Below are 18914 nucleotides of genomic sequence, written 5' to 3'. Positions count from 1 at the left end.
TCACGCTCCCGTGGCGACGAGGACGGCGGCGACCACCAGGACGACGGTGCCGGCGAGCAGCGCGCTCACATAGGTCTGCACATTGCCGGTCTGCGCCCGCCGTACGGCGGTGCCGAGCCAGCGGGGTAGGGCGCCCGCGCCGCGTACGTAGGTGTCGACGACCTCGCGGTCGAGGAACCGGACGAGCCGGGCTCCGGCCTGCACCGGGCGGACGAACAGCGCGTGGTACACGGCGTCGAGGTGGAAGCCGACGGCCGCGTGCCGGTGCAGCGGGCCGAGCAGCAGCCGGCCCGGGTCCGCCGGGTCGGGTGCGTAGGCCACGTCTCCGAAGGCGGGTGCGTGGCTGGCGATGGCCTCGGCCTCGACCAGTCCGGCATCGGCGTCGGGGTGGGCCGCGACCGCGCCCAGCGGTACGCGCGCCATCGCGGTGGTGTGCCGCCAGGCCCCGTACGTGATGATCACGCCGACCAGGGCGAGCCCGGTGCCGAGCACCGACGTGGTGAGGACGGGCGTGAGATCGCGGCCGTCGAACCAGTCGGGCAGCGGTCCGTAGGCGAGGCCGAAGGCGAGCGAGGGCACGGCGAGCACCCACAGGACGGCGGTCATGGTGACCGGCTGCCGACCGTGGTCGGGGGCCTCGGTTCCCTGGCCGTGGAAGGCCAGCAGCCACAGCCGGGTCGCGTACGCGGCGGTGAGGACGGCGGTGACCAGGCCGGTGACCAGGACGATCCAGCCGGCCGCGCCGGGGGCGTGCTCGGTGTGGCCGGTGGCGACGTGCTCGGCGGCGCCGAGGACGGCTTCCTTGGAGAAGAAGCCGCTGAACGGCGGGATCGCGGCGAGCGCGAGGAGCGCCACGGTCATCGTCCAGTAGGCGTCGGGCACGCGGTCGCGCAGGCCCTTCATCCGGGACATGACGGCGAGGGAGTGGGTGCCGGAGGCGTGGATGACGACACCGGCGGCGAGGAACAGCAGCGCCTTGAAGGCGCCGTGCGCGAGGAGGTGGAAGACGGCGGCACCGCGGTCGCCGACGGCGAGGGCGCCGGCCATGTAGCCGAGCTGGCCGATGGTCGAGTAGGCGAGCACGCGCTTGATGTCGTCCTGGGCGAGCGCGGCGAGGCCGGAGCCGGCCATCGTGACGCCGGCCATGACGGCGAGGACGACCATCGCGGCCGAGGAGGCCTGGAAGACGGGGAGGAGCCGGGCGACGAAGTAGATGCCGGCGGCGACCATCGTCGCGGCGTGGATCAGCGCGGAGACGGGCGTGGGGCCCGCCATCGCGTCGGGCAGCCAGGTGTGCAGCGGGAACAGCGCCGACTTGCCCGCGACCCCGGCCAGGAGCAGCAGGGCGACCAGCGTCGGGTGGTGCAGTCCGCCGCTCGCGACGGTGCCGAGGACGGAGGTGACGCGGAAGGAGCCGGCGTCGGTGGCCAGGGCGAACAGGCCGATGAGGAAGGGGATGTCGCCGAGCTTGGTGACCAGGAAGGCCTTGAGGGAGGCGGCGCGGGCCTCCGGGGTCTCCCAGTAGTGGCCGACCAGGAAGTAGGAGCAGATGCCCATGATCTCCCAGCCGACCAGGAGCACCATCAGGTCGCCGGAGTAGACGACGAGCAGCATCGCGGAGGTGAACAGGGAGACGAGAGCGGCGTACGAGGGGTAGCGCGGGTCGTCGCGCAGATAGCCCGTCGAGTAGATCTGCACGCAGGTGGCGACGAGGCCGACCAGGACGGCGACGAGGGCGGCGAAGCCGTCGATGTGCAGGGCCAGTTCGACGGGGACCGAACCGGTCGGGGTGAGTTCGGTGTGCGCGTCGACGGCCTGTCCGCCGCCCTGGCGGACCGCGACGGTCACGGCGAGGACGAGGGAGGCGAGCGGGGGCAGGACGGCGAGCGGGCGGACGAACCCGGGTGACGTGCGGCCCAGGAGGAGGCCGGCGGCTGCGCCCAGGAACGGCAGAAGGGGGACGAGGACGGCGAGGGTGGTCGTGGTCACGCGGTGGCCTCAGCCTTCTCGGCCGCGGGGGCGTCGCTGTCGTGGTCGTCGCTGTCGGGGTCGTCGGGGCCGTGGCCCTCGGCGGTGTCGCGGAGCTTGTCGATGTCCGAGGTGCCGCGGTTGCGGTACACGGCGAGGACGATCGCGAGGCCGATGCCGATCTCGGCGGCGGCGATGGCGATGGTGAACAGGGTCAGGGCCTGGCCGGAGTGCAGGGTGTCGCGGGCGGCCTTGGAGAGCCAGACGTCGAAGGCGACGAGGTTCAGGTTGACGGCGTTGAGCATCAGCTCGACGGACATCAGGACCAGGATCGCGTTGCGGCGCGCGAGGACTCCGTAGAGGCCGGTGCCGAACAGGAGGGCCGCCAGTACGGCGGGGTAGGCGAGGTGCATCAGCGGGCCCCCTGCTTGTCTTCGTGGTCCGTGCCGGTGCGGCCGGCGGGGACGCGCGGGGCGGCCGTCGCGATGGTGTCCGCCTTCGCCTTGCGGGAGAGGACGATCGCGCCGACCAGGGCGGCGAGGAGGAGGACGGAGAGCGCCTCGAAGGGCAGGACCCAGTTCTGGAAGAGGCTCGCTCCGGTGACCTCGGTGGAGCCGGCGGCGGCGCCGTTCAGGTCGACCCAGGTCGTCCGGAAGGCGTCGACGACCACCCAGACCAGGGTGCCGGCCGAGGCGGCGGCGACGGTGAGGGCGGCCCAGCGGTTGCCCGAGTCGGCGTCCGGGGAGCGCCCGATGGGGGCCTTGGTGAGCATCAGACCGAACAGGAGGAGGACGACCACGGAACCGACGTAGATGAGGACCTGCACCCAGGCGATGAACTCGGCGGTGAGCAGCAGGTATTCGACGGCCAGGCCGCCGAGCGCCACGACCAGCCACAGGGCGGCGTGCACGAGCTGCCGGGTGGTGACGGTGACGATCGCGGCGCCGAAGGTGACCAGGCCGACGAGGACGAAGGCGATCTCGACGCCGGTCGGCGAGAGGAAGCCGTGGTGTCCGGCACCGCCGGCGGCGAGGGTGGTGGTCGCGCGGGCCGCCGTGGCGGTGACTGCTGCGAAGGTCACGACTGGCCCTCCCGGGGACCGGAGGAGGGTGCGGCCGGGGGCTCCGGGCGCCCGGGCGGAGCTGACGGTCCGTCCTGCCCGGCGTCGGCTCGGGCGGCCTGTCCGGCGGCGAGTTTGTCGGCTGTCTTGCGGGCGGCGGCGATCTCCTTGGGCTCCTCGGCGCCGGGGTCGAGGGCGGGCGGGGCCGGCACGGTCCACATCCACTCGCGGAGCTTGTCGCGTTCGTGGGTGAGTTCGTGGATGTCGGTCTCCGCGTACTCGAACTCCGGGGACCAGAAGAGCGCGTCGAAAGGACACACCTCGATGCAGATACCGCAGTACATGCACAGGGAGAAGTCGATGGCGAAGCGGTCGAGGACGTTGCGGCTGCGCTCGCGGCCACCGGGGGCGGCGGGCGGCACCGTCTCCTTGTGGGAGTCGATGTAGATGCACCAGTCCGGGCACTCGCGGGCGCACAGCATGCAGACCGTGCAGTTCTCCTCGAAGAGCCCGATGACACCGCGGGTGCGGGGCGGGAGTTCGGGCTGGGCGTCGGGGTACTGCGCGGTGACGGTCTTCTTCGTCATCGTGCGGAGGGTGACGGCCAGACCCTTGGCGAGGCCGGAGCCGGGGAGGCGGGGACGGTTGGGCGGGAGAGGCTCAGCCATGGTTACGCGATCACCACCTTGACGATGCCGGTGAGGGCGATCTGGGCGAGGGAGAGGGGGACGAGGACGGTCCAGGAGAGTTTCTGGAGCTGGTCCTCGCGCAGCCGGGGGTAGGTGACGCGGAGCCAGATCACGAGGAACGCGAGGATCGCGGTCTTCAGCAGCGTCCACACCCAGCCGAGGCCGTCGGCGCCCCAGGGGCCGTGCCAGCCGCCCAGGAAGAGGACGGTGGTCAGGCCGCACAGGACGACGATCCCGGCGTACTCGGCGAGCAGGAACAGGGCGAAACGCAGGCCGGTGTACTCGGTGTACGCGCCGAAGATGATCTCGGAGTCGGCGACGGGCATGTCGAAGGGGGGCCGCTGGAGTTCGGCGAGGCCGGCGACGAAGAACACGATCGCGCCGACGATCTGCCAGGGCAGCCACCACCAGTGGAAGGCGTCCAAAATCCCGGGCAGCGACACCGTGCCGGCGGCCATCGCGACCGAGGCCGCGGTGAGCAGCATGGGGAGTTCGTAGGCGAGGAGCTGGGCGGCGGTGCGCAGGCCGCCGAGGAGGGAGAACTTGTTGGCCGAGGCCCAGCCCGCCATCAGCGAGCCGAGGACGCCCACGCCCATCACGGCGAGCACGAAGAAGATGCCCGCGTCGACGACCTCGCCGACGGCGCCCTCGCCGGGGCCGACGGGGATCACCAGCAGGATCAGGAGATACGGGAGGAGGGCGACGGCGGGCGCGAGCTGGAAGACGCGGCGGTCCGCCCCCGCCGGGACGATGTCCTCCTTCTGGGCGAACTTGACGCCGTCCGCGACGAGTTGGGCCCAGCCGTGGAAGCCGCCCGCGTACATGGGGCCGAGCCGGCCCTGCATATGGGCCATCACCTTGTGCTCGGTCTGACCGACGATCAGGGGGAACGTCAGGAACACGACGAAGACGACGATCAGGCGGAGGGCGACGTCGAGCGCGTCGTTCACTGCGTTCCTCCTGAGGGGGCGTCGTCGGGATCGTCGGGGGCGGGGCCGGAGGTGCCGGCCGACTCGGGGTCGCGGGCCGGTCGAGGCTCGCGCGACTCGGGGTCGCGGGCCGGTCGAGGCTCGGCCGACTCGGGGTTGCGGGCCGGTCGAGGCTCGGGCGACTCGGGGTCGCGGGCCGGCTCGCTGTCGGGCCCGTCGCCGGGCTCGGTCCGCTGGGTCCTGGGCCCGGACTCGGTCCGCTCGGTCCTGGGCCCGGACTCGGCCTTGGGCTCCGGGTCCCCCTCGGAGGCGCGGTCGGCCTTCGGCTGTGGCTCGGGCTCCGGTCGGGGCTCGGGCTCCGGTCGGGGCTCAGGCCCCGGTTCCGGCTGTCGTTCGGGGGACGGCTGCCCCGCCGGCCGCGCTGGGGCCTCGTCGAAGGCGGGCTTCGGCTGGTGCCAGGGTGCGTCGCCGGCGCCCGTCGGAGCGCCGGCCGGCTTCGCCGGGCGCGGCTCACCCGGCTCGGCCGGTGTCGTGCGCTCGGCCCGTTGGCTGGCCGAACCCTGGCCCGCGCTGCGTGTACGGCGGGCCGGGCGGGCGGGGCGCACCGGCTCGACGGGTCCTACGGGCTCGGCACCGGAGGCGGCACCCGTGTTCGCGGCAGCGGCGCCCGTAGCGCGGGGTGCGTCCGCGCCCGTAGCGCCGGGTGCGTCCGCGCCCGTAGCGCGGGGTGCGTCCGAGGCAGCCGCGCCCGTAGGACCTGCTCCGCCCGTCGCGGCCGGCCCCTCGGGAGCTGCTGTGGGCGGTGGTGTCTGGCTGGCAGAGCCGGCGCTCGCGGTGCGGGTGCGGCGGACCGGGCGGTCCGCCGCCGCGCCCGCCGGACCCCCCGCCCCCGCCGCACGGCCCGCGCCGCGGGCGGGGCGGGCCGGGGCCGGCGGGAGCTGGCCCTTGAGGGGGCCCCACTCGTTGGGGTCGGGGACGCCGGGCGGGAGCATCTGGCGGCGCTTCGGGCCGCCGTGCTCGGACTCGCCGGGCTCCTTCGCGCCGGGCCAGGCCTTGGCGACACGGGCGGCGAGGACGAAGTCCTTGCGGAGGGGGTGGCCCTCGAAGCCGTCCGGGAGCAGCAGGGGGGCGAGGTTGGGGTGGTCCTCGAAGCCCACGCCGAACATTTCGTGGGTCTCGCGCTCGTGCCAGGCGGCGCCCGCGTAGACGGACACGGCCGACGGCAGGACCGGGGTGGCGTGCGGGACGGTCGTACGGACGAGGAGGCGGCGTACCGGGGAGAGGGCCACGACGTGGGCGCTGACGCGGAAGCCGGTGCCGGGTTCGTCGACGGCGCTCAGCCAGTCGAAGTAGGTGCAGCCGAGGGTGTCGCGCGCCGTTTCGAGCGCCGCGATCCAGGACGCGGGCGGTACGTCGACGGTGAGGACCTCGTAGGACTCCTCGGCCGTGGCGTCGGGGCCGAAGAGGTCCTCGACGGGGGCGGGAAGCCAGCCGACGGTCATCGTTCCTCCTCCCCGGGGGCGCTCGCATCGGCCTCACCGGTCCCACCGGTCCCACCGGTCCCACCGGAAGTCGAGTCTCCCTCACCGGTCACGTCGGTCCCACCAGAGGCCGGGCCCGTCCCACCGGTCCCACCAGAGGCCGGGCCGGACCCACGGGAGGCCGCCCCGGTCCCGCCGGAGGTCCCCCCGGTCCCACCGGAGGCCGTCGCGGGGACCGGCGCCTTCACCAGGCCGCTCTGGAGCGCCGCGACGGACGGCCGCGCCGCACCCGTGCCGTACCGCTCCCCCAGCGACTCGCGGGCGATCTTCTCCTGGAGCTTGAGGATGCCCTGGAGCAGCGCCTCGGGGCGGGGCGGGCAGCCGGGCACGTAGACGTCGACGGGGATGATCTGGTCGACGCCCTTGGTGACCGAGTAGGAGTCCCAGTAGGGGCCGCCGCAGTTGGAGCAGGCGCCGAACGAGATGACGTACTTCGGCTCGGGCATCTGTTCGTAGAGGCGCTTGACCGCGGGCGCCATCTTGTCGGTGACCGTGCCGGAGACCACCATCAGGTCGGCCTGGCGGGGGCCCGGCGCGAACGGGATCACGCCGAGCCGGATGAAGTCGTGGCGGGCCATCGACGCGGCGATGAACTCGATCGCGCAGCAGGCGAGGCCGAAGTTGAAGACCCACAGGGAGTAGCGGCGGCCCCAGTTCAGGACCACCTTCATGGGCTCGGGGGCGAGCCGGGCGAGCGCGCCGAGCCGCTTGGGTTCGGGCAACGCTACCGGCTCCGGGGCGGAGGGGGTCACGTCCATGCGAGGACGCCCTTCTTGTATGCGTACAGCAGGCCTACGGCGAGGAAGCCGAGGAAGACGAACATCTCGGCCAGCGTGGCGGCGCCGTAGCCGGGAGCGGCGAAGACCGTGGCCCAGGGGAAGAGGAAGATCGAGTCGACGGCGAAGATCACGTAGAGGAACGCGTACACGTAGTAGCGGACCTGGGTGTGGGCCCAGCCCTCGCCGACGGGGTCGACTCCGCACTCGTAGGTCAGGAGTTTCTCGGGGGTGGGGACCACGGGCCGCAGCAGGCGGCCGGCGCCGAACGCGACGGCGACGAACAGCACGCCGACCACGGCGAGCAGCCCCACGACGGAGTACGACCGGAAGTAGTCGGCCGCGAGAACGGACGACGGCACGTGGTCCGCGACCAGGACGGACGGCGAGGGGTGGGCCGCCGGGACGACGGCGGTCCCGGTCGCCGTGGCAACGGTCGGTTCCGGCACGTCAGCCCCTCACTCCCTGACCTCGTCGCACCCCGTCGTGCGCCGTCGCGCACTCGGTGATGCGCCGTGTTCGACGATCTGTACGGACGGGAGTCTAGGGCCTGCTAAAGAGAGCGTAAGCAGCCCGTCACACCTGGGGGTGGGGTTATCCCCAGTCCATCGCGGCGGCCCACCTCATGGCGCGGCGGCGCGCCGCCGGGCAGGCTGGCGGATATGACCGAACGCATCACGCCCACCGGCGCGCCGGACGGACCGTCCGACGACGACCGGCTGCCACCCGCGCGCTTCGCCCTCGACGGGCAGACCTGGAAGGAGATCTCCCATCTCCTGCTGAACCTGCCCGCCTCGATCATCGGCTTCGTGTACGTGGTGACCATGCTGTCCACCGGCGCCGGGCTCGCGGTGACGGTCGTCGGACTGCCGCTGCTCGCGGGCGGGCTGCGCGGTTCGCGGCAGCTCGGCAAGGCCGAACGGGCGCGGGCGCGGCGGCTGTTGGGGCTGCGGATCGAGGAGCCGAGCCCGTTGCCGGTGCGCAGGGCGGGGTTCTTCGGCTGGCTGTGGTCGAGTCTGAAGGACCCGGTGGCCTGGCGGGCGGCGCTCTACGACCTCATACGGCTGCCCTGGGGCATCGCGACCTTCACGGTGACGCTGGTGGCGCTGTTCGTGCTGTGGCCGGTGCTGCCGTTCCTCGCGCGGGGTCTGACGAACGTGGACCGGGCGATGGTGCGCGGGCTGCTGTCCCCCGACGACGGGCTGGAGCGGCGGATCGCCGAGCTGGAGTCGGACCGCGGGCTGGTGGTCGACACGGCCGCCGCCGATCTGCGCCGGATCGAGCGGGACCTGCACGACGGGGCGCAGGCCCGGCTCGTCGCGCTGGCAATGGGGCTCGGTCTCGCCAAGGAGAAGCTGCTGGAGGACCCCGACGCGGCGGCGCTGATGGTGGACGAGGCGCACGGCGAGGTGAAGCTCGCGCTTCAGGAGCTGCGCGATCTGGCCCGGGGTATCCATCCGGCGGTTCTCACCGACCGGGGTCTGGACGCGGCCCTGTCGTCGGTGGCCTCGCGGTGCACGGTGCCGGTGAAGGTGACGGCCGATCTGCCGACGCGGCCGGCCGCGGCCATCGAGGGCATCGCGTACTTCACCGTCTCCGAGCTGCTCCAGAACGTCAGCAAGCACAGTGGGGCGCGTTCGGCGTCCGTCGACGTCTGGCGGTCGGACGACCGTCTGCTCATCCAGGTCCGCGACGACGGCCACGGCGGGGCCGGCCTCGACGGCGGTACGGGCATGGCGGGGCTCGCCGACCGGCTCGGCGCGGTGGACGGCCTGTTCGTGGTCGACTCCCCGGTGGGCGGCCCGACGGTCGTCACGGCCGAACTCCCCTGGCGGGAGCGGCAGGAGGGGCACGGGCTCGCGCGGTAGCAGGCGGGCACGCTCCCGAAGGCGCGAGCGCACTCCTGAAGTACGGCGAAGGCCGCACGGTGGACCACCGTGCGGCCTTCGCCGTACCCCGGTGCCGGGAACAGGTGGTGCCGGGGACAGGTAGGGAAAACCCCCGTACCGAGAGGCCGACCCGCTCCATGGTCCGGGGGCGGCGCGGACAGCAGAGTTGGCGGTAGGAGCTGAGCCGGCGCCCAGGAACGGCCCGGTTCGGGACGCCGAACACCGAACACCTAACGCTGGACGCTGGACGCTGGACGCTGGACGCGACGAGAGAACGGACGACCGATGGCCACGGAGTACGGACACGGATACGGGTACCGGAGCGGCCCCGGATCCGACAGGCCCGGATTCGACGGGCCCCGCTTCGACGGAGCCGGATTCGGCGACCCCGGATTCAGCGACCCCGGATTCGGCGGGGCGGGTTCCGGTGAGCGGCGGCACCGTCTCCCGGCCCCGCTGCGGGCGCCGTTCGAGGCCCGCAGCTGGCGTGAGTTCGGCTATGTGCTGCTGGGCCTTCCCCTTGGCATCCTCATGTTCACGTTCGCCGTCACGATGGTGTCGCTGGGCGCCGGCCTGCTGATCACCTTCCTCGGCGTTCCGGTGCTCGCCGCCGCGCTGAGCGGCTGCCGGGGCTTCGGCGCGCTGGAGCGGGCGCGGGCGCGGCGGCTGCTGGGAGTCGAGATGGACGACCCGGAGCCGCTGCGGCCACGGGGGCGCGGCGCGATGGCGTGGACCGGTGCGCTGCTGAGGAGCGGCGCCTCGTGGCGGCACCTGCTGTACTCGGTGGTCCAGTTCCCGTGGGCGGTGCTCTCCTTCAGCGTGGCGCTGAGTTTCTGGGCGTACGGGTGGGCGCTGCTGACCTACCCCCTGTGGTTCTGGGTCTTCCCGGTGTACGCCGGCCAGGACGGGCTCCAGCTGTACGGCGACGGCACGCACTCGGTGTACCTGGACAACCCGTTCGAGATCACGATGACCGCGCTGCTCGGACTGCTGTTCACGATGGCGACCCCGTGGATCGTGCGGGCGCTGACGAGCGTGGACGCGCTGATGGTGCGCGGACTGCTCGGGCCGTCGCGGCTGGCCACCCGGGTGGTGGAGCTGGAGTCCGACCGGGGTGTGGTCGTCGACACGGCGGCGGCCGACCTGCGGCGCATCGAGCGGGATCTGCACGACGGGGCGCAGGCCCGGCTCGTCGCGCTGGCGATGGACCTGGGGCTCGCCAAGGAGAAGCTGACGGAGGACCCGCGGGCCGCCGCGCGGATGGTGGACGAGGCGCACGGCGAGGTGAAGACGGCGCTCCAGGAGCTGCGGGACCTCGCGCGGGGCATCCACCCGGCGGTGCTGACCGACCGGGGGCTCGACGCCGCGCTGTCGGCGGTGGCCTCGCGCTGCACGGTGCCGGTACGGGTGGAGGTCGATCTGCCGTCGCGGCCCGCCCCCGCGATCGAGGGCATCGCCTACTTCACCGTCTCCGAGCTGCTCCAGAACGTCAGCAAGCACTCCGGGGCGACCCGGGCGAGCGTGGACGTGTGGCGGGTGGAGAACCGGCTGCTGCTCCAGGTCGTGGACAACGGCACGGGGGGCGCCGACGCCACGTCGGGGTCGGGGCTGGCGGGCCTCGCGGACCGGCTCGACGCGGTCGACGGAATCCTGGTGATCGACTCCCCGCCGGGCGGCCCGACCCGCGTCACGGCGGAACTCCCCTGGCGCGGCTGAGCCGCCTCGCGGCTGAACCCGGTCCCCGCACGGCTCCCCGTACTCCCAGGGCACGCACTCCGTGTGCAGGCCCCCCGTAAGCGGTCCGCGCGCGGGCTCCCGGCGCCTCCCGTGGCGCGGGCCGAGCCGCCGCCCCGCGTTCCCCGGGCACTCCGTGCGCCGGCCCCGTAAGCGGCCCCCGCGGATTCCCCGGCCCGGGCGCGTCCCGGGCCGAAGCCTGGAATGCTGGGGGTGTCGTACGAACACTGTCGTACGAGCGGGGACGCGCCCGGCGGGTCCGGGGGCGGCCCGGGGTGGGCTGTGGGGGGCCGAGAGATCGTGGAGGACAGGGTGCGGGTGGTCATCGCCGAGGACTCGGTGCTGCTCAGGGAGGGCCTGACCCGGTTGCTGACCGACCGCGGGCACGACGTGGTGGCGGGGGTCGGGGACGGCGAGGCGCTGGTCAAGACCATGACGGAGTTCGCGGCGCAGGGCGCGCTGCCGGACGTGGTGGTCGCCGACGTACGGATGCCGCCGACGCACACCGACGAAGGCGTGCGGGCGGCGGTGCAGTTGCGCAAGGCGCACCCGGGACTCGGTGTGCTGGTGCTGTCACAGTACGTGGAGGAGCGGTACGCCACCGAACTGCTGGCCGGTTCCAGCCGTGGCGTGGGCTATCTGCTCAAGGACCGGGTCGCGGAGGTGCGCGAGTTCGTGGACGCCGTGGTGCGGGTGGCGCAGGGCGGGACCGCGCTCGACCCGGAGGTCGTGGCGCAGTTGCTCGGCCGCAGCCGCAAGCAGGACGTGCTGGCCGGGCTGACGCCACGGGAGCGTGAGGTGCTGGGTCTGATGGCCGAGGGCCGGACGAACTCCGCCATCGCCCGTCAGCTCGTGGTGAGCGACGGGGCGGTCGAGAAGCACGTCAGCAACATCTTCCTGAAGCTCGGGCTCTCCCCCAGCGACGGGGACCACCGGCGTGTTCTGGCCGTTCTGACCTATCTGAACTCCTGACCATCTGACACTGTGTCAGTTGTCGCCCAGAACGGGGAGGCGGACCGGGATCGTCGTACGGGGTGAGAGCCGGGGCGGGGAAATCATGACAAGTCGGGGCGTCGGGCCGTCTCAAAATGGTGTCCATCATGCGAATGGCCGAAGGAAGGCGACCCTTACGGACGTAGGGTTGAAAAGGGAAGGGCCTGCGGGAAGGCCTCTCCCGGACAGCCGCCTCAAAGGAGGTCCAGTTCAGTGACGAGCCAGGTCAGTAGCCCAGCCGAGCAGGCCGACGAAGCCGTCGTGGGAGAACAGCGCAAACCGGTGGGGACGAAGGACGTCCGCCGGCTCGACCGGGTCATCATCCGGTTCGCGGGAGACTCGGGCGACGGGATGCAGCTCACGGGCGACCGCTTCACGTCCGAGACGGCTTCTTTCGGCAACGACCTGTCGACGCTGCCGAACTTCCCCGCCGAGATCCGCGCGCCCGCGGGAACCCTGCCGGGCGTTTCCTCTTTTCAACTGCACTTCGCCGACCACGACATCCTGACCCCCGGTGACGCGCCGAACGTGCTGGTGGCGATGAACCCGGCCGCCCTGAAGGCGAACATCGCCGATGTGCCGCGGGGCGCGGAGATCATCGTCAACACCGACGAGTTCACCAAGCGCGCGATGCAGAAGGTCGGCTACGCGGTCAGTCCGCTGGAGGACGGCTCGCTGGACGGATACAGCGTGCATCCGGTGCCGTTGACGACGATGACGGTGGAGGCGCTGAAGGAGTTCGACCTCTCGCGCAAGGAGGCCGAGCGGAGCAAGAACATGTTCGCGCTGGGCCTGCTGTCGTGGATGTACAACCGGCCGACGGAGGGCACGGAGAAGTTCCTGCGGACGAAGTTCGCGAAGAAGCCCGAGATCGCGGCGGCCAACCTGGCGGCGTTCAGGGCGGGTTGGAACTTCGGGGAGACGACCGAGGACTTCGCGGTCTCCTACGAGGTCGCGCCGGCCGCCCAGACCTTCCCGACGGGCACGTACCGGAACATCTCGGGGAACCTGGCGCTCTCCTACGGTCTGATCGCGGCCTCGCGGCAGGCGGATCTGCCGCTCTACCTGGGCTCCTACCCGATCACTCCGGCGTCGGACATCCTGCACGAGCTGAGCCGGCACAAGAACTTCGGGGTGCGGACCTTCCAGGCGGAGGACGAGATCGCGGGGATCGGGGCGGCGCTGGGCGCGGCGTTCGGCGGTTCGCTGGCGGTGACGACGACGTCGGGGCCGGGTGTGGCGCTGAAGTCGGAGACCATCGGGCTGGCCGTCTCCCTCGAACTGCCCTTGCTGGTCATCGACATCCAGCGCGGCGGTCCGTCGACCGGTCTGCCGACCAAGACCGAGCAGGCCGACCTGCTCCAGGCGATGTACGGGCGCAACGGCGAGGCGCCGGTCCCGGTCGTCGCGCCGATGACACCGGCCGACTGCTTCGACGCGGCGATGGAGGCGGCGCGGATCGCGCTGGCCTACCGCACCCCCGTCCTGTTGCTGTCGGACGGTTACCTGGCCAACGGCAGCGAGCCGTGGCGGGTCCCGGAGGTGGACGAACTCCCGGACCTGCGCGTCCAGTTCGCCCAGGGCCCCAACCACACCCTCGACGACGGCAGCGAGGTGTTCTGGCCCTACAAGCGCGACCCGCAGACCCTCGCCCGGCCGTGGGCGGTGCCGGGCACGCCGGGTCTGGAGCACCGGATCGGCGGGATCGAGAAGCAGGACGGCAGCGGGAACATCTCGTACGACCCGGCCAACCACGACTTCATGGTCCGCACCCGGCAGGCCAAGATCGACGGGATCGACGTCCCCGACCTCGACGTGGACGACCCCGCCGACGGTGCCAGGGGCGGCGCGGACACCCTGGTGCTGGGCTGGGGTTCCACCTACGGGCCGATCACCGCGGCCGTTCGCCGACTGCGTGCCGCGGGCGTTCCCATCGCGCAGGCCCATCTGCGCCACCTCAACCCGTTCCCCCGGAACCTGGGCGAGGTGCTGGGGCGTTACGACAAGGTGGTGATCCCCGAGATGAACCTCGGCCAGCTCGCCACCCTGATCCGGGCCAGGTATCTGGTGGACGCCCACTCGTACAACCAGGTCAACGGCATGCCGTTCAAGGCCGAGCAGCTCGCCACGGCTCTCAAGGAGGCCATCGATGGCTGAGACGTCCACGGAAGGCACGGGCACGATCGAGGCGCTCTCCCTCGTCCCCAAGGCCGAGGGCAGACAGTCCATGAAGGACTTCAAGTCCGACCAGGAAGTGCGCTGGTGCCCCGGCTGCGGCGACTACGCGATCCTCGCGGCGGTGCAGGGCTTCATGCCCGAACTGGGCCTGGCGAAGGAGAACATCGTCTTCGTCTCCGGCATCGGCTGCTCCTCCCGCTTCCCGTACTACATGAACACCTACGGGATGCACTCGATCCACGGCCGCGCCCCCGCGATCGCCACCGGACTGGCCTCCTCCCGGCGGGACCTGAGCGTGTGGGTCGTCACCGGTGACGGCGACGCGCTGTCCATCGGCGGCAACCACCTCATCCACGCCCTGCGCCGCAACGTGAACCTGAAGATCCTGCTGTTCAACAACCGGATCTACGGCCTCACCAAGGGCCAGTACTCGCCGACCTCCGAGGTCGGCAAGATCACCAAGTCGACGCCGATGGGCTCCCTGGACGCCCCCTTCAACCCGGTGTCGCTGGCCATCGGCGCCGAGGCGTCCTTCGTGGCGCGCACGGTCGACTCGGACCGCAAGCACCTCACCGAGGTGCTGCGCCAGGCCGCCGCCCACCCGGGCACGGCGCTGGTGGAGATCTACCAGAACTGCAACATCTTCAACGACGGCGCCTTCGAGGTCCTCAAGGACAAGCAGCAGGCCGAGGAGGCGGTCATCCGCCTCGAACACGGGCAGCCCATCACCTTCGGCGCCGACAACTCCAAGGGCGTCGTCCGCGATCCGGCCACCGGTGACCTCGCGGTCGTCGCGGTCACGGACGCCAATCGGTCGCAGATCCTCGTCCACGACGCGCACGCCGCCAGCCCCACCACCGCGTTCGCGCTGTCCCGGCTCGCCGATCCGGAAACCCTGCACCACACCCCCATCGGCGTGCTCCGCTCGGTCGAACGGCCGGTCTACGACACCCAGATGGCGGACCAGCTCGACGCGGCCATCGAGCAGAACGGCAAGGGGGACCTCGCCGCGCTGCTGGCGGGCGGCGACACCTGGACGGTCGTGGGCTGACAGGGCCCGTAGTCCGACTCCCAGGGGACCCGGGGCCGCCTTGAGCGCGGCGCCCGGGTCTCGTCGTATGCCGTGCGCGGCTTCAGGAAGCCCGGGGCTTGGGTTCCCGGGCTTCGTCGTAGGCGGCGCGGGAGCGTTCCACGTCCGCCATGCGCACCTCGGTCCACCGGGCGAGTGACCGGACCTGTTCGGCGGCCTCGCGGCCCAGCTCGGTGAGCGAGTAGTCGACGCGCGGCGGGATCACCGGCTTGGCGTCGCGGTGCACCAGCCCGTCCCGCTCCAGGGTCTGGAGGGTCTGGGTCAGCATCTTCTCGCTGACCGGCCTGCCCACCCAGCCCACCGCCCGGCGCAGCTCGCTGAACCGGTACGGGCGCTCCAGCAGCTCGATCAGGACCAGGACGCCCCACCGGCTGGTGACGTGTTCCAGGACCAGGCGGTACGGGCACATCGCCTCACCGGCGCCGCCCGCGTCCGCCGTCCTTTTGCTTACGGCCATGCCAGTACCTTACTTCAAGGTGGGTACTTTCCAAGAGTTAGTGCCGCTCGTAGGGTGAGTGACATCCGCACCCCACAAGGAGATGCACGTCATGAGCATTGTCGTCACCGGAGCCACCGGACACCTCGGCCGTCACGTCGTCGGACAGTTGCTGGAGAAGGTTCCGGCCGAGCAGATCACCGCCGTCGTCCGCGACGAGGCGAAGGCCGCCGACCTCGCGGCCCGGGGCGTACGGCTCGCGGTCGCCGACTACAACGAGCCCGCAAGCTTCGACGGCGTCTTCTCGGCCGGCGACAAGGTGCTGCTGATCTCCGGCAACGAGTTCGACAAGAGCCGGGTGGCACAGCACAAGGGTGTCATCGACGCCGCCAAGGCGGCCGGGGTCGCCCTCCTCGCCTACACCAGCGCGCTGGGCGCCCTCACGGCCACGATCGCCGACGACCACCGCGCCACCGAGGAGGTCCTCCTCGCCTCCGGAGTGCCCTACACGCTGCTGCGCAACGGCTGGTACCACGAGAACTACACCGAGCGCCTGGCCCCGGTCCTGGAGCACGGCGCGGTCGTGCAGGCCGCCGGTGACGGCCGGGTCGCCTCCGCCGCCCGCGCCGACTACGCCGCCGCCGCGGTCGCCGTGCTCACCGGCGAGGGCCACGAGAACGCCACGTACGAGCTGAGCGGCGACGAGGCCTGGGGATTCGCCGAGTACGCGGCCGAGCTGAGCCGGCAGACCGGCAGGGAGATCGTCTACCGTCCCGTCTCCGCCGAGACCTACACCGGCATCCTGACCGGCGCCGGGCTGCCCGAGGTCCTCGCCGAGGTCCTCACCGGCAGCGAGGTCGCCATCTCCCGGGGTGAGATGGCCGCCACCAGCGGGGAGCTGTCCCGGCTCATCGGCCGTCCCACCACGCCGCTCTCGGAGGCCGTCACCGCCGGCCTGAAGGGCTGATCCGCCCCCGCTCCGGGCACGTGAGCCGCCGCCGACGCCTGTCATGACCGTATAGCGATACGGGCATGACAGGCGCCGGTGCGCGGCGCTACCGTCTTGGAGGCCGCACCCAGGGTTCCGACCATCCGGAATCCGGCCGGCGGCCGGGGCGCGGTGGGCGTCCGCGAGCGCGTGAGAAGGAGTTGCCGGTGGCCGGGAAGCCGAAGGGCGAGCAGCGCGTCGGTCTGCTGAACGGCTTCGCGGCGTACGGCATGTGGGGGCTCGTGCCCCTGTTCTGGCCGCTGCTCAAGCCCGCCGGGGCCGGTGAGATCCTCGCCCACCGGATGGCCTGGTCCCTGGTGGTCGTCGGGGCCGCGCTGCTCGTCATGCGCCGCTGGGCCTGGGCGGGCGAGCTGCTGCGGCAGCCGCGCAAGCTGGGCCTCGTCACCGTCGCCGCCGCGGTCATCACCGTCAACTGGGGCGTCTACATCTGGGCGGTGAACTCCGGGCACGTGGTCGAGGCCTCGCTCGGGTACTTCATCAACCCCCTCGTCACCATCGCGATGGGCGTGCTGCTCCTCAAGGAACGGCTGCGTCCGGTGCGGTGGGCGGCCGTCGGTGTCGGTCTCGCCGCCGTCGTGGTCCTCACCGTCGGGTACGGCCGGCCGCCGTGGATCTCCCTCTGCCTCGCCTTCTCCTTCGCCACGTACGGGCTCGTCAAGAAGAAGGTCAATCTCGGCGGCATCGAGTCGCTGGCCGCCGAGACCGCGATCCAGTTCCTGCCGGCCGTGGCGTACCTGCTGTGGCTCGGGTCCCGGGGCGACGCGACGTTCGGCACACGGGGGGCGGGGCACGCGGCGCTGCTCGCGGCGACCGGGGTGGTCACCGCGATCCCGCTGGTCTGCTTCGGCGCCGCCGCGATCCGGGTGCCGCTGTCCACACTCGGGCTGCTCCAGTACCTGGCGCCCGTCTTCCAGTTCCTCCTCGGCATCTTCTACTTCCACGAGGCCATGCCCCCCGAGCGCTGGGCCGGCTTCGCCCTGGTGTGGCTCGCCCTGTCCCTCCTGACCTTCGACGCGCTACGGGCGGCCCGACGGGGCTCCAGGGTCGAAGCCCCCGGGGCCGTACCGGCCGCGGACAGGGATCTCAGCCCCGGCGCGGCCAGAGATTCCAGCCCCGGTACGGCCAGAGATTCCAGCCCCTCCGGCGTTTGAGGAGCGGGGGTCTGGGGGCGGAGCCCCGGGGTCGTACCGGGTACGGCCAGAGATTCCAGCCCCTCCGGCGTTTGAGGAACGGGGGTCTGGGGGCGGAGCCACCGGGGGTCGGGAAGGGCAGGGGCGGAGGGGGCGAAAAACCGCTTCGCGAGCGGGCGGCGGCCGGGGTGCGTATAAGTGAAGGCATGACGCCGACCCCCGTGCACTGGAAACTCGTCATCGACGCCGCCGACCCCCACGCACAGGCCGACTTCTGGTCCGCCGCACTCGGCTACACGGCCGAGGACAACAGCGCCCTCATCGAACAGCTCCTGACCCTGGGCGCCCTGCCGGCCGAGGCCACCGTGGACTTCCACGGCCGCCCCGCCTTCCGGGACTTGATCGCCGTACGGCACCCCGACGACCCGTACGACACCGAGCGCGGCACCGGCCTCGGCCGCCGCATCCTCTTCCAGCGGGTCCCGGAACCGAAGACCGGCAAGAACCGCCTCCACCTCGACCTGCACCCGGGCGAAGGCCGCCGGGACGACGAGGTCGAGCGGCTGAGCGGCCTGGGGGCGAAGGTCCTGCGGGAGGTCCGGGAGCCCTCCGGCGCGTGGGTCGTGATGACGGACCCCGAGGGGAACGAGTTCTGCGTCCACTGACGGGCGCCCCTGGGGCCCGCTCCCAACGGTGACGGGCTGAACGGGACGGGCTCAGCGGTGACGGGCACAACGGTGACGGGCTCAGCGGTGACGGGCTCAGCGGTGGCGGGCTCAGCGGTGGCGGGCGCGGGCCTGCGGAGAGGTCCGGGCCGCTGCGGGAGCGGCCGGCGCCGTGCGCTTCAGTTCCCTCGTCGTGTCCGCCCGCTCCTCGCTCAGCGCGTGCACGGCCGCCGGAGTGGCCCCCGCCCGCAGATGCGCCGCCACCGACAACGGCAGCTTGGCGCCGACCGCCACATCCGCCGTGACATGGGAGCGGAGCGCCTCGACCACGGCCAGGTGGCGCCGCAACTGCTCCGGAGGGAGCGACGCCAGAGAGACGTTCACGGCGGCCCGTACGTCCGCCGGGTTCGCCGGGATGGGCGCGGCGCCGTGGCTGTTCTTCGTACGGAGGCCGGGCGGGCCATCCGCCGCTCCGCCTCCCCCGTTCCGGTCGCCCTGACGTCCCCGGCGCGCTTCGGCACCGGTCACCGGCGGCTGGACGGTGCGCCAACTCATCATGCCGGTCAGCTCGTTGACGCTCACCTCGACGCGGGGACGCGGGGCCGGCCGTACGGCGGGGGTGCGGCGGGAGCGGGGTGAGCGGCTGTACGCGGCGATGACGCGGGCGTGATCGAGCGCCGACGCCGGCAACGACACCGGCACCGGCACCGGCTCCGCGTGCGCGGGGGTGTTCTTCGGCGGGCTCGGATTCCTCTCGGCGCCCTCGGCTCGCTCGTCGACGAACGCCCTCTTCTTCCTCGCCGATCGCCTCGCCATGGCCGCTCCCT

The 18914-nt window shown here is 72.4% G+C and carries 18 protein-coding genes; 8 read left to right on the top strand and 10 right to left on the bottom strand.

The window, feature by feature from the left end; genetic code table 11:
- The 8 genes from AB0912_RS08270 to AB0912_RS08235 are packed head-to-tail and all read right to left on the bottom strand — an operon-like array spanning position 1 to position 7340.
- Complete coding sequence (locus tag AB0912_RS08270; RefSeq protein WP_366697152.1) at positions 1-1989, bottom strand: NADH-quinone oxidoreductase subunit L; 1989 nt, start codon at positions 1987-1989, stop codon at positions 1-3.
- The gene (nuoK, locus tag AB0912_RS08265) at positions 1986-2381 is read right to left on the bottom strand and encodes an NADH-quinone oxidoreductase subunit NuoK (protein WP_366697151.1); all 396 of its coding nucleotides are present in this window, start codon (positions 2379-2381) and stop codon (positions 1986-1988) included. Before nuoK ends, AB0912_RS08270 begins: the two co-directional genes overlap by 4 nt.
- Positions 2381-3049: an NADH-quinone oxidoreductase subunit J gene (locus tag AB0912_RS08260; protein WP_366697150.1), complete on the bottom strand. Its 669-nt coding sequence runs from the start codon at positions 3047-3049 to the stop codon at positions 2381-2383. Before AB0912_RS08260 ends, nuoK begins: the two co-directional genes overlap by 1 nt.
- Positions 3046-3696 (bottom strand): NADH-quinone oxidoreductase subunit I, encoded by a 651-nt coding sequence (locus AB0912_RS08255; RefSeq protein WP_366697149.1) that lies wholly within the window; start codon positions 3694-3696, stop codon positions 3046-3048. Before AB0912_RS08255 ends, AB0912_RS08260 begins: the two co-directional genes overlap by 4 nt.
- A gap of 2 nt (positions 3697-3698) precedes the next feature.
- Positions 3699-4667: a complex I subunit 1 family protein gene (locus AB0912_RS08250; protein WP_366697148.1), complete on the bottom strand. Its 969-nt coding sequence runs from the start codon at positions 4665-4667 to the stop codon at positions 3699-3701.
- On the bottom strand, positions 4664-6148 hold the full coding sequence (locus tag AB0912_RS08245; protein WP_366697147.1) for an NADH-quinone oxidoreductase subunit C: 1485 nt from the start codon (positions 6146-6148) through the stop codon (positions 4664-4666). The genes AB0912_RS08250 and AB0912_RS08245 overlap by 4 nt, the downstream gene beginning before the upstream one ends.
- Positions 6145-6945 carry an NADH-quinone oxidoreductase subunit B family protein gene (locus tag AB0912_RS08240; protein ID WP_366697146.1) on the bottom strand — a complete coding sequence of 267 codons (801 nt, stop codon included), beginning with the start codon at positions 6943-6945 and terminating at the stop codon, positions 6145-6147. The genes AB0912_RS08245 and AB0912_RS08240 overlap by 4 nt, the downstream gene beginning before the upstream one ends.
- Positions 6936-7340 carry an NADH-quinone oxidoreductase subunit A gene (locus AB0912_RS08235; protein WP_366697223.1) on the bottom strand — a complete coding sequence of 135 codons (405 nt, stop codon included), beginning with the start codon at positions 7338-7340 and terminating at the stop codon, positions 6936-6938. Before AB0912_RS08235 ends, AB0912_RS08240 begins: the two co-directional genes overlap by 10 nt.
- A 285-nt stretch (positions 7341-7625) precedes the next feature.
- Here AB0912_RS08235 and AB0912_RS08230 point away from each other — a divergent pair, with 285 nt between their 5' ends.
- The 5 genes from AB0912_RS08230 (at position 7626) to AB0912_RS08210 (ending at position 14808) form a co-directional block, all read left to right on the top strand.
- Positions 7626-8831 carry a sensor domain-containing protein gene (locus tag AB0912_RS08230; protein ID WP_366697145.1) on the top strand — a complete coding sequence of 402 codons (1206 nt, stop codon included), beginning with the start codon at positions 7626-7628 and terminating at the stop codon, positions 8829-8831.
- 306 nt (positions 8832-9137) lie between these two features.
- Positions 9138-10568 carry a sensor histidine kinase gene (locus AB0912_RS08225; RefSeq protein ID WP_366697144.1) on the top strand — a complete coding sequence of 477 codons (1431 nt, stop codon included), beginning with the start codon at positions 9138-9140 and terminating at the stop codon, positions 10566-10568.
- A 330-nt stretch (positions 10569-10898) separates the two neighbouring features.
- Positions 10899-11558 carry a response regulator transcription factor gene (locus AB0912_RS08220; protein WP_366697222.1) on the top strand — a complete coding sequence of 220 codons (660 nt, stop codon included), beginning with the start codon at positions 10899-10901 and terminating at the stop codon, positions 11556-11558.
- Between the two features lie 234 nt (positions 11559-11792).
- Positions 11793-13736 (top strand): 2-oxoacid:acceptor oxidoreductase subunit alpha, encoded by a 1944-nt coding sequence (locus AB0912_RS08215; protein WP_366697143.1) that lies wholly within the window; start codon positions 11793-11795, stop codon positions 13734-13736.
- The gene (locus AB0912_RS08210) at positions 13729-14808 is read left to right on the top strand and encodes a 2-oxoacid:ferredoxin oxidoreductase subunit beta (protein ID WP_366697142.1); all 1080 of its coding nucleotides are present in this window, start codon (positions 13729-13731) and stop codon (positions 14806-14808) included. The genes AB0912_RS08215 and AB0912_RS08210 overlap by 8 nt, the downstream gene beginning before the upstream one ends.
- Positions 14809-14890: 82 nt before the next feature.
- Here AB0912_RS08210 and AB0912_RS08205 read toward each other — a convergent pair whose 3' ends face one another.
- Positions 14891-15304: a helix-turn-helix domain-containing protein gene (locus tag AB0912_RS08205; protein WP_366697141.1), complete on the bottom strand. Its 414-nt coding sequence runs from the start codon at positions 15302-15304 to the stop codon at positions 14891-14893.
- 91 nt (positions 15305-15395) lie between these two features.
- On the opposite strand from AB0912_RS08205, the gene AB0912_RS08200 reads away from it, so the two are divergent.
- From AB0912_RS08200 to AB0912_RS08190, 3 genes are all read left to right on the top strand, one after another.
- A complete protein-coding gene (locus AB0912_RS08200) occupies positions 15396-16250 on the top strand; it encodes an SDR family oxidoreductase (RefSeq protein WP_366697140.1) in 855 nt (284 codons plus the stop codon).
- 188 nt (positions 16251-16438) lie between these two features.
- Positions 16439-17443, top strand: coding sequence for an EamA family transporter RarD (gene rarD, locus AB0912_RS08195; RefSeq protein WP_366697139.1), 1005 nt, complete (start codon positions 16439-16441; stop codon positions 17441-17443).
- Between the two features lie 185 nt (positions 17444-17628).
- A complete protein-coding gene (locus AB0912_RS08190; RefSeq protein ID WP_366697138.1) occupies positions 17629-18087 on the top strand; it encodes a VOC family protein in 459 nt (152 codons plus the stop codon).
- A 111-nt stretch (positions 18088-18198) separates the two neighbouring features.
- Here the strand turns inward: AB0912_RS08190 and AB0912_RS08185 are convergent, their stop codons facing one another.
- Positions 18199-18903: a hypothetical protein gene (locus AB0912_RS08185; protein ID WP_366697137.1), complete on the bottom strand. Its 705-nt coding sequence runs from the start codon at positions 18901-18903 to the stop codon at positions 18199-18201.
- Positions 18904-18914: the final 11 nt, after the last annotated feature.

Origin of the sequence: Streptomyces sp. NPDC007084, assembly GCF_040703595.1 — a bacterium.
Lineage (GTDB): Bacteria > Actinomycetota > Actinomycetes > Streptomycetales > Streptomycetaceae > Streptomyces.
Note: the sequence above shows the minus strand (reverse complement) of the source record. Positions and strands in the feature narration are given on the sequence as shown.

Bases quoted from the DNA above. Each gene is read 5' to 3' on its own strand.
- nuoK (WP_366697151.1), bottom strand. From the start codon at position 2,381: ATGCACCTCGCCTACCCCGCCGTACTGGCGGCCCTCCTGTTCGGCACC.
- AB0912_RS08255 (WP_366697149.1), bottom strand. From the start codon at position 3,696: ATGGCTGAGCCTCTCCCGCCCAACCGTCCCCGCCTCCCCGGCTCCGGC.
- AB0912_RS08245 (WP_366697147.1), bottom strand. From the start codon at position 6,148: ATGACCGTCGGCTGGCTTCCCGCCCCCGTCGAGGACCTCTTCGGCCCC.
- AB0912_RS08240 (WP_366697146.1), bottom strand. From the start codon at position 6,945: ATGGACGTGACCCCCTCCGCCCCGGAGCCGGTAGCGTTGCCCGAACCC.
- AB0912_RS08230 (WP_366697145.1), top strand. From the start codon at position 7,626: ATGACCGAACGCATCACGCCCACCGGCGCGCCGGACGGACCGTCCGAC.
- AB0912_RS08225 (WP_366697144.1), top strand. From the start codon at position 9,138: ATGGCCACGGAGTACGGACACGGATACGGGTACCGGAGCGGCCCCGGA.
- AB0912_RS08210 (WP_366697142.1), top strand. From the start codon at position 13,729: ATGGCTGAGACGTCCACGGAAGGCACGGGCACGATCGAGGCGCTCTCC.
- AB0912_RS08205 (WP_366697141.1), bottom strand. From the start codon at position 15,304: ATGGCCGTAAGCAAAAGGACGGCGGACGCGGGCGGCGCCGGTGAGGCG.
- AB0912_RS08200 (WP_366697140.1), top strand. From the start codon at position 15,396: ATGAGCATTGTCGTCACCGGAGCCACCGGACACCTCGGCCGTCACGTC.
- AB0912_RS08190 (WP_366697138.1), top strand. From the start codon at position 17,629: ATGACGCCGACCCCCGTGCACTGGAAACTCGTCATCGACGCCGCCGAC.
- AB0912_RS08185 (WP_366697137.1), bottom strand. From the start codon at position 18,903: ATGGCGAGGCGATCGGCGAGGAAGAAGAGGGCGTTCGTCGACGAGCGA.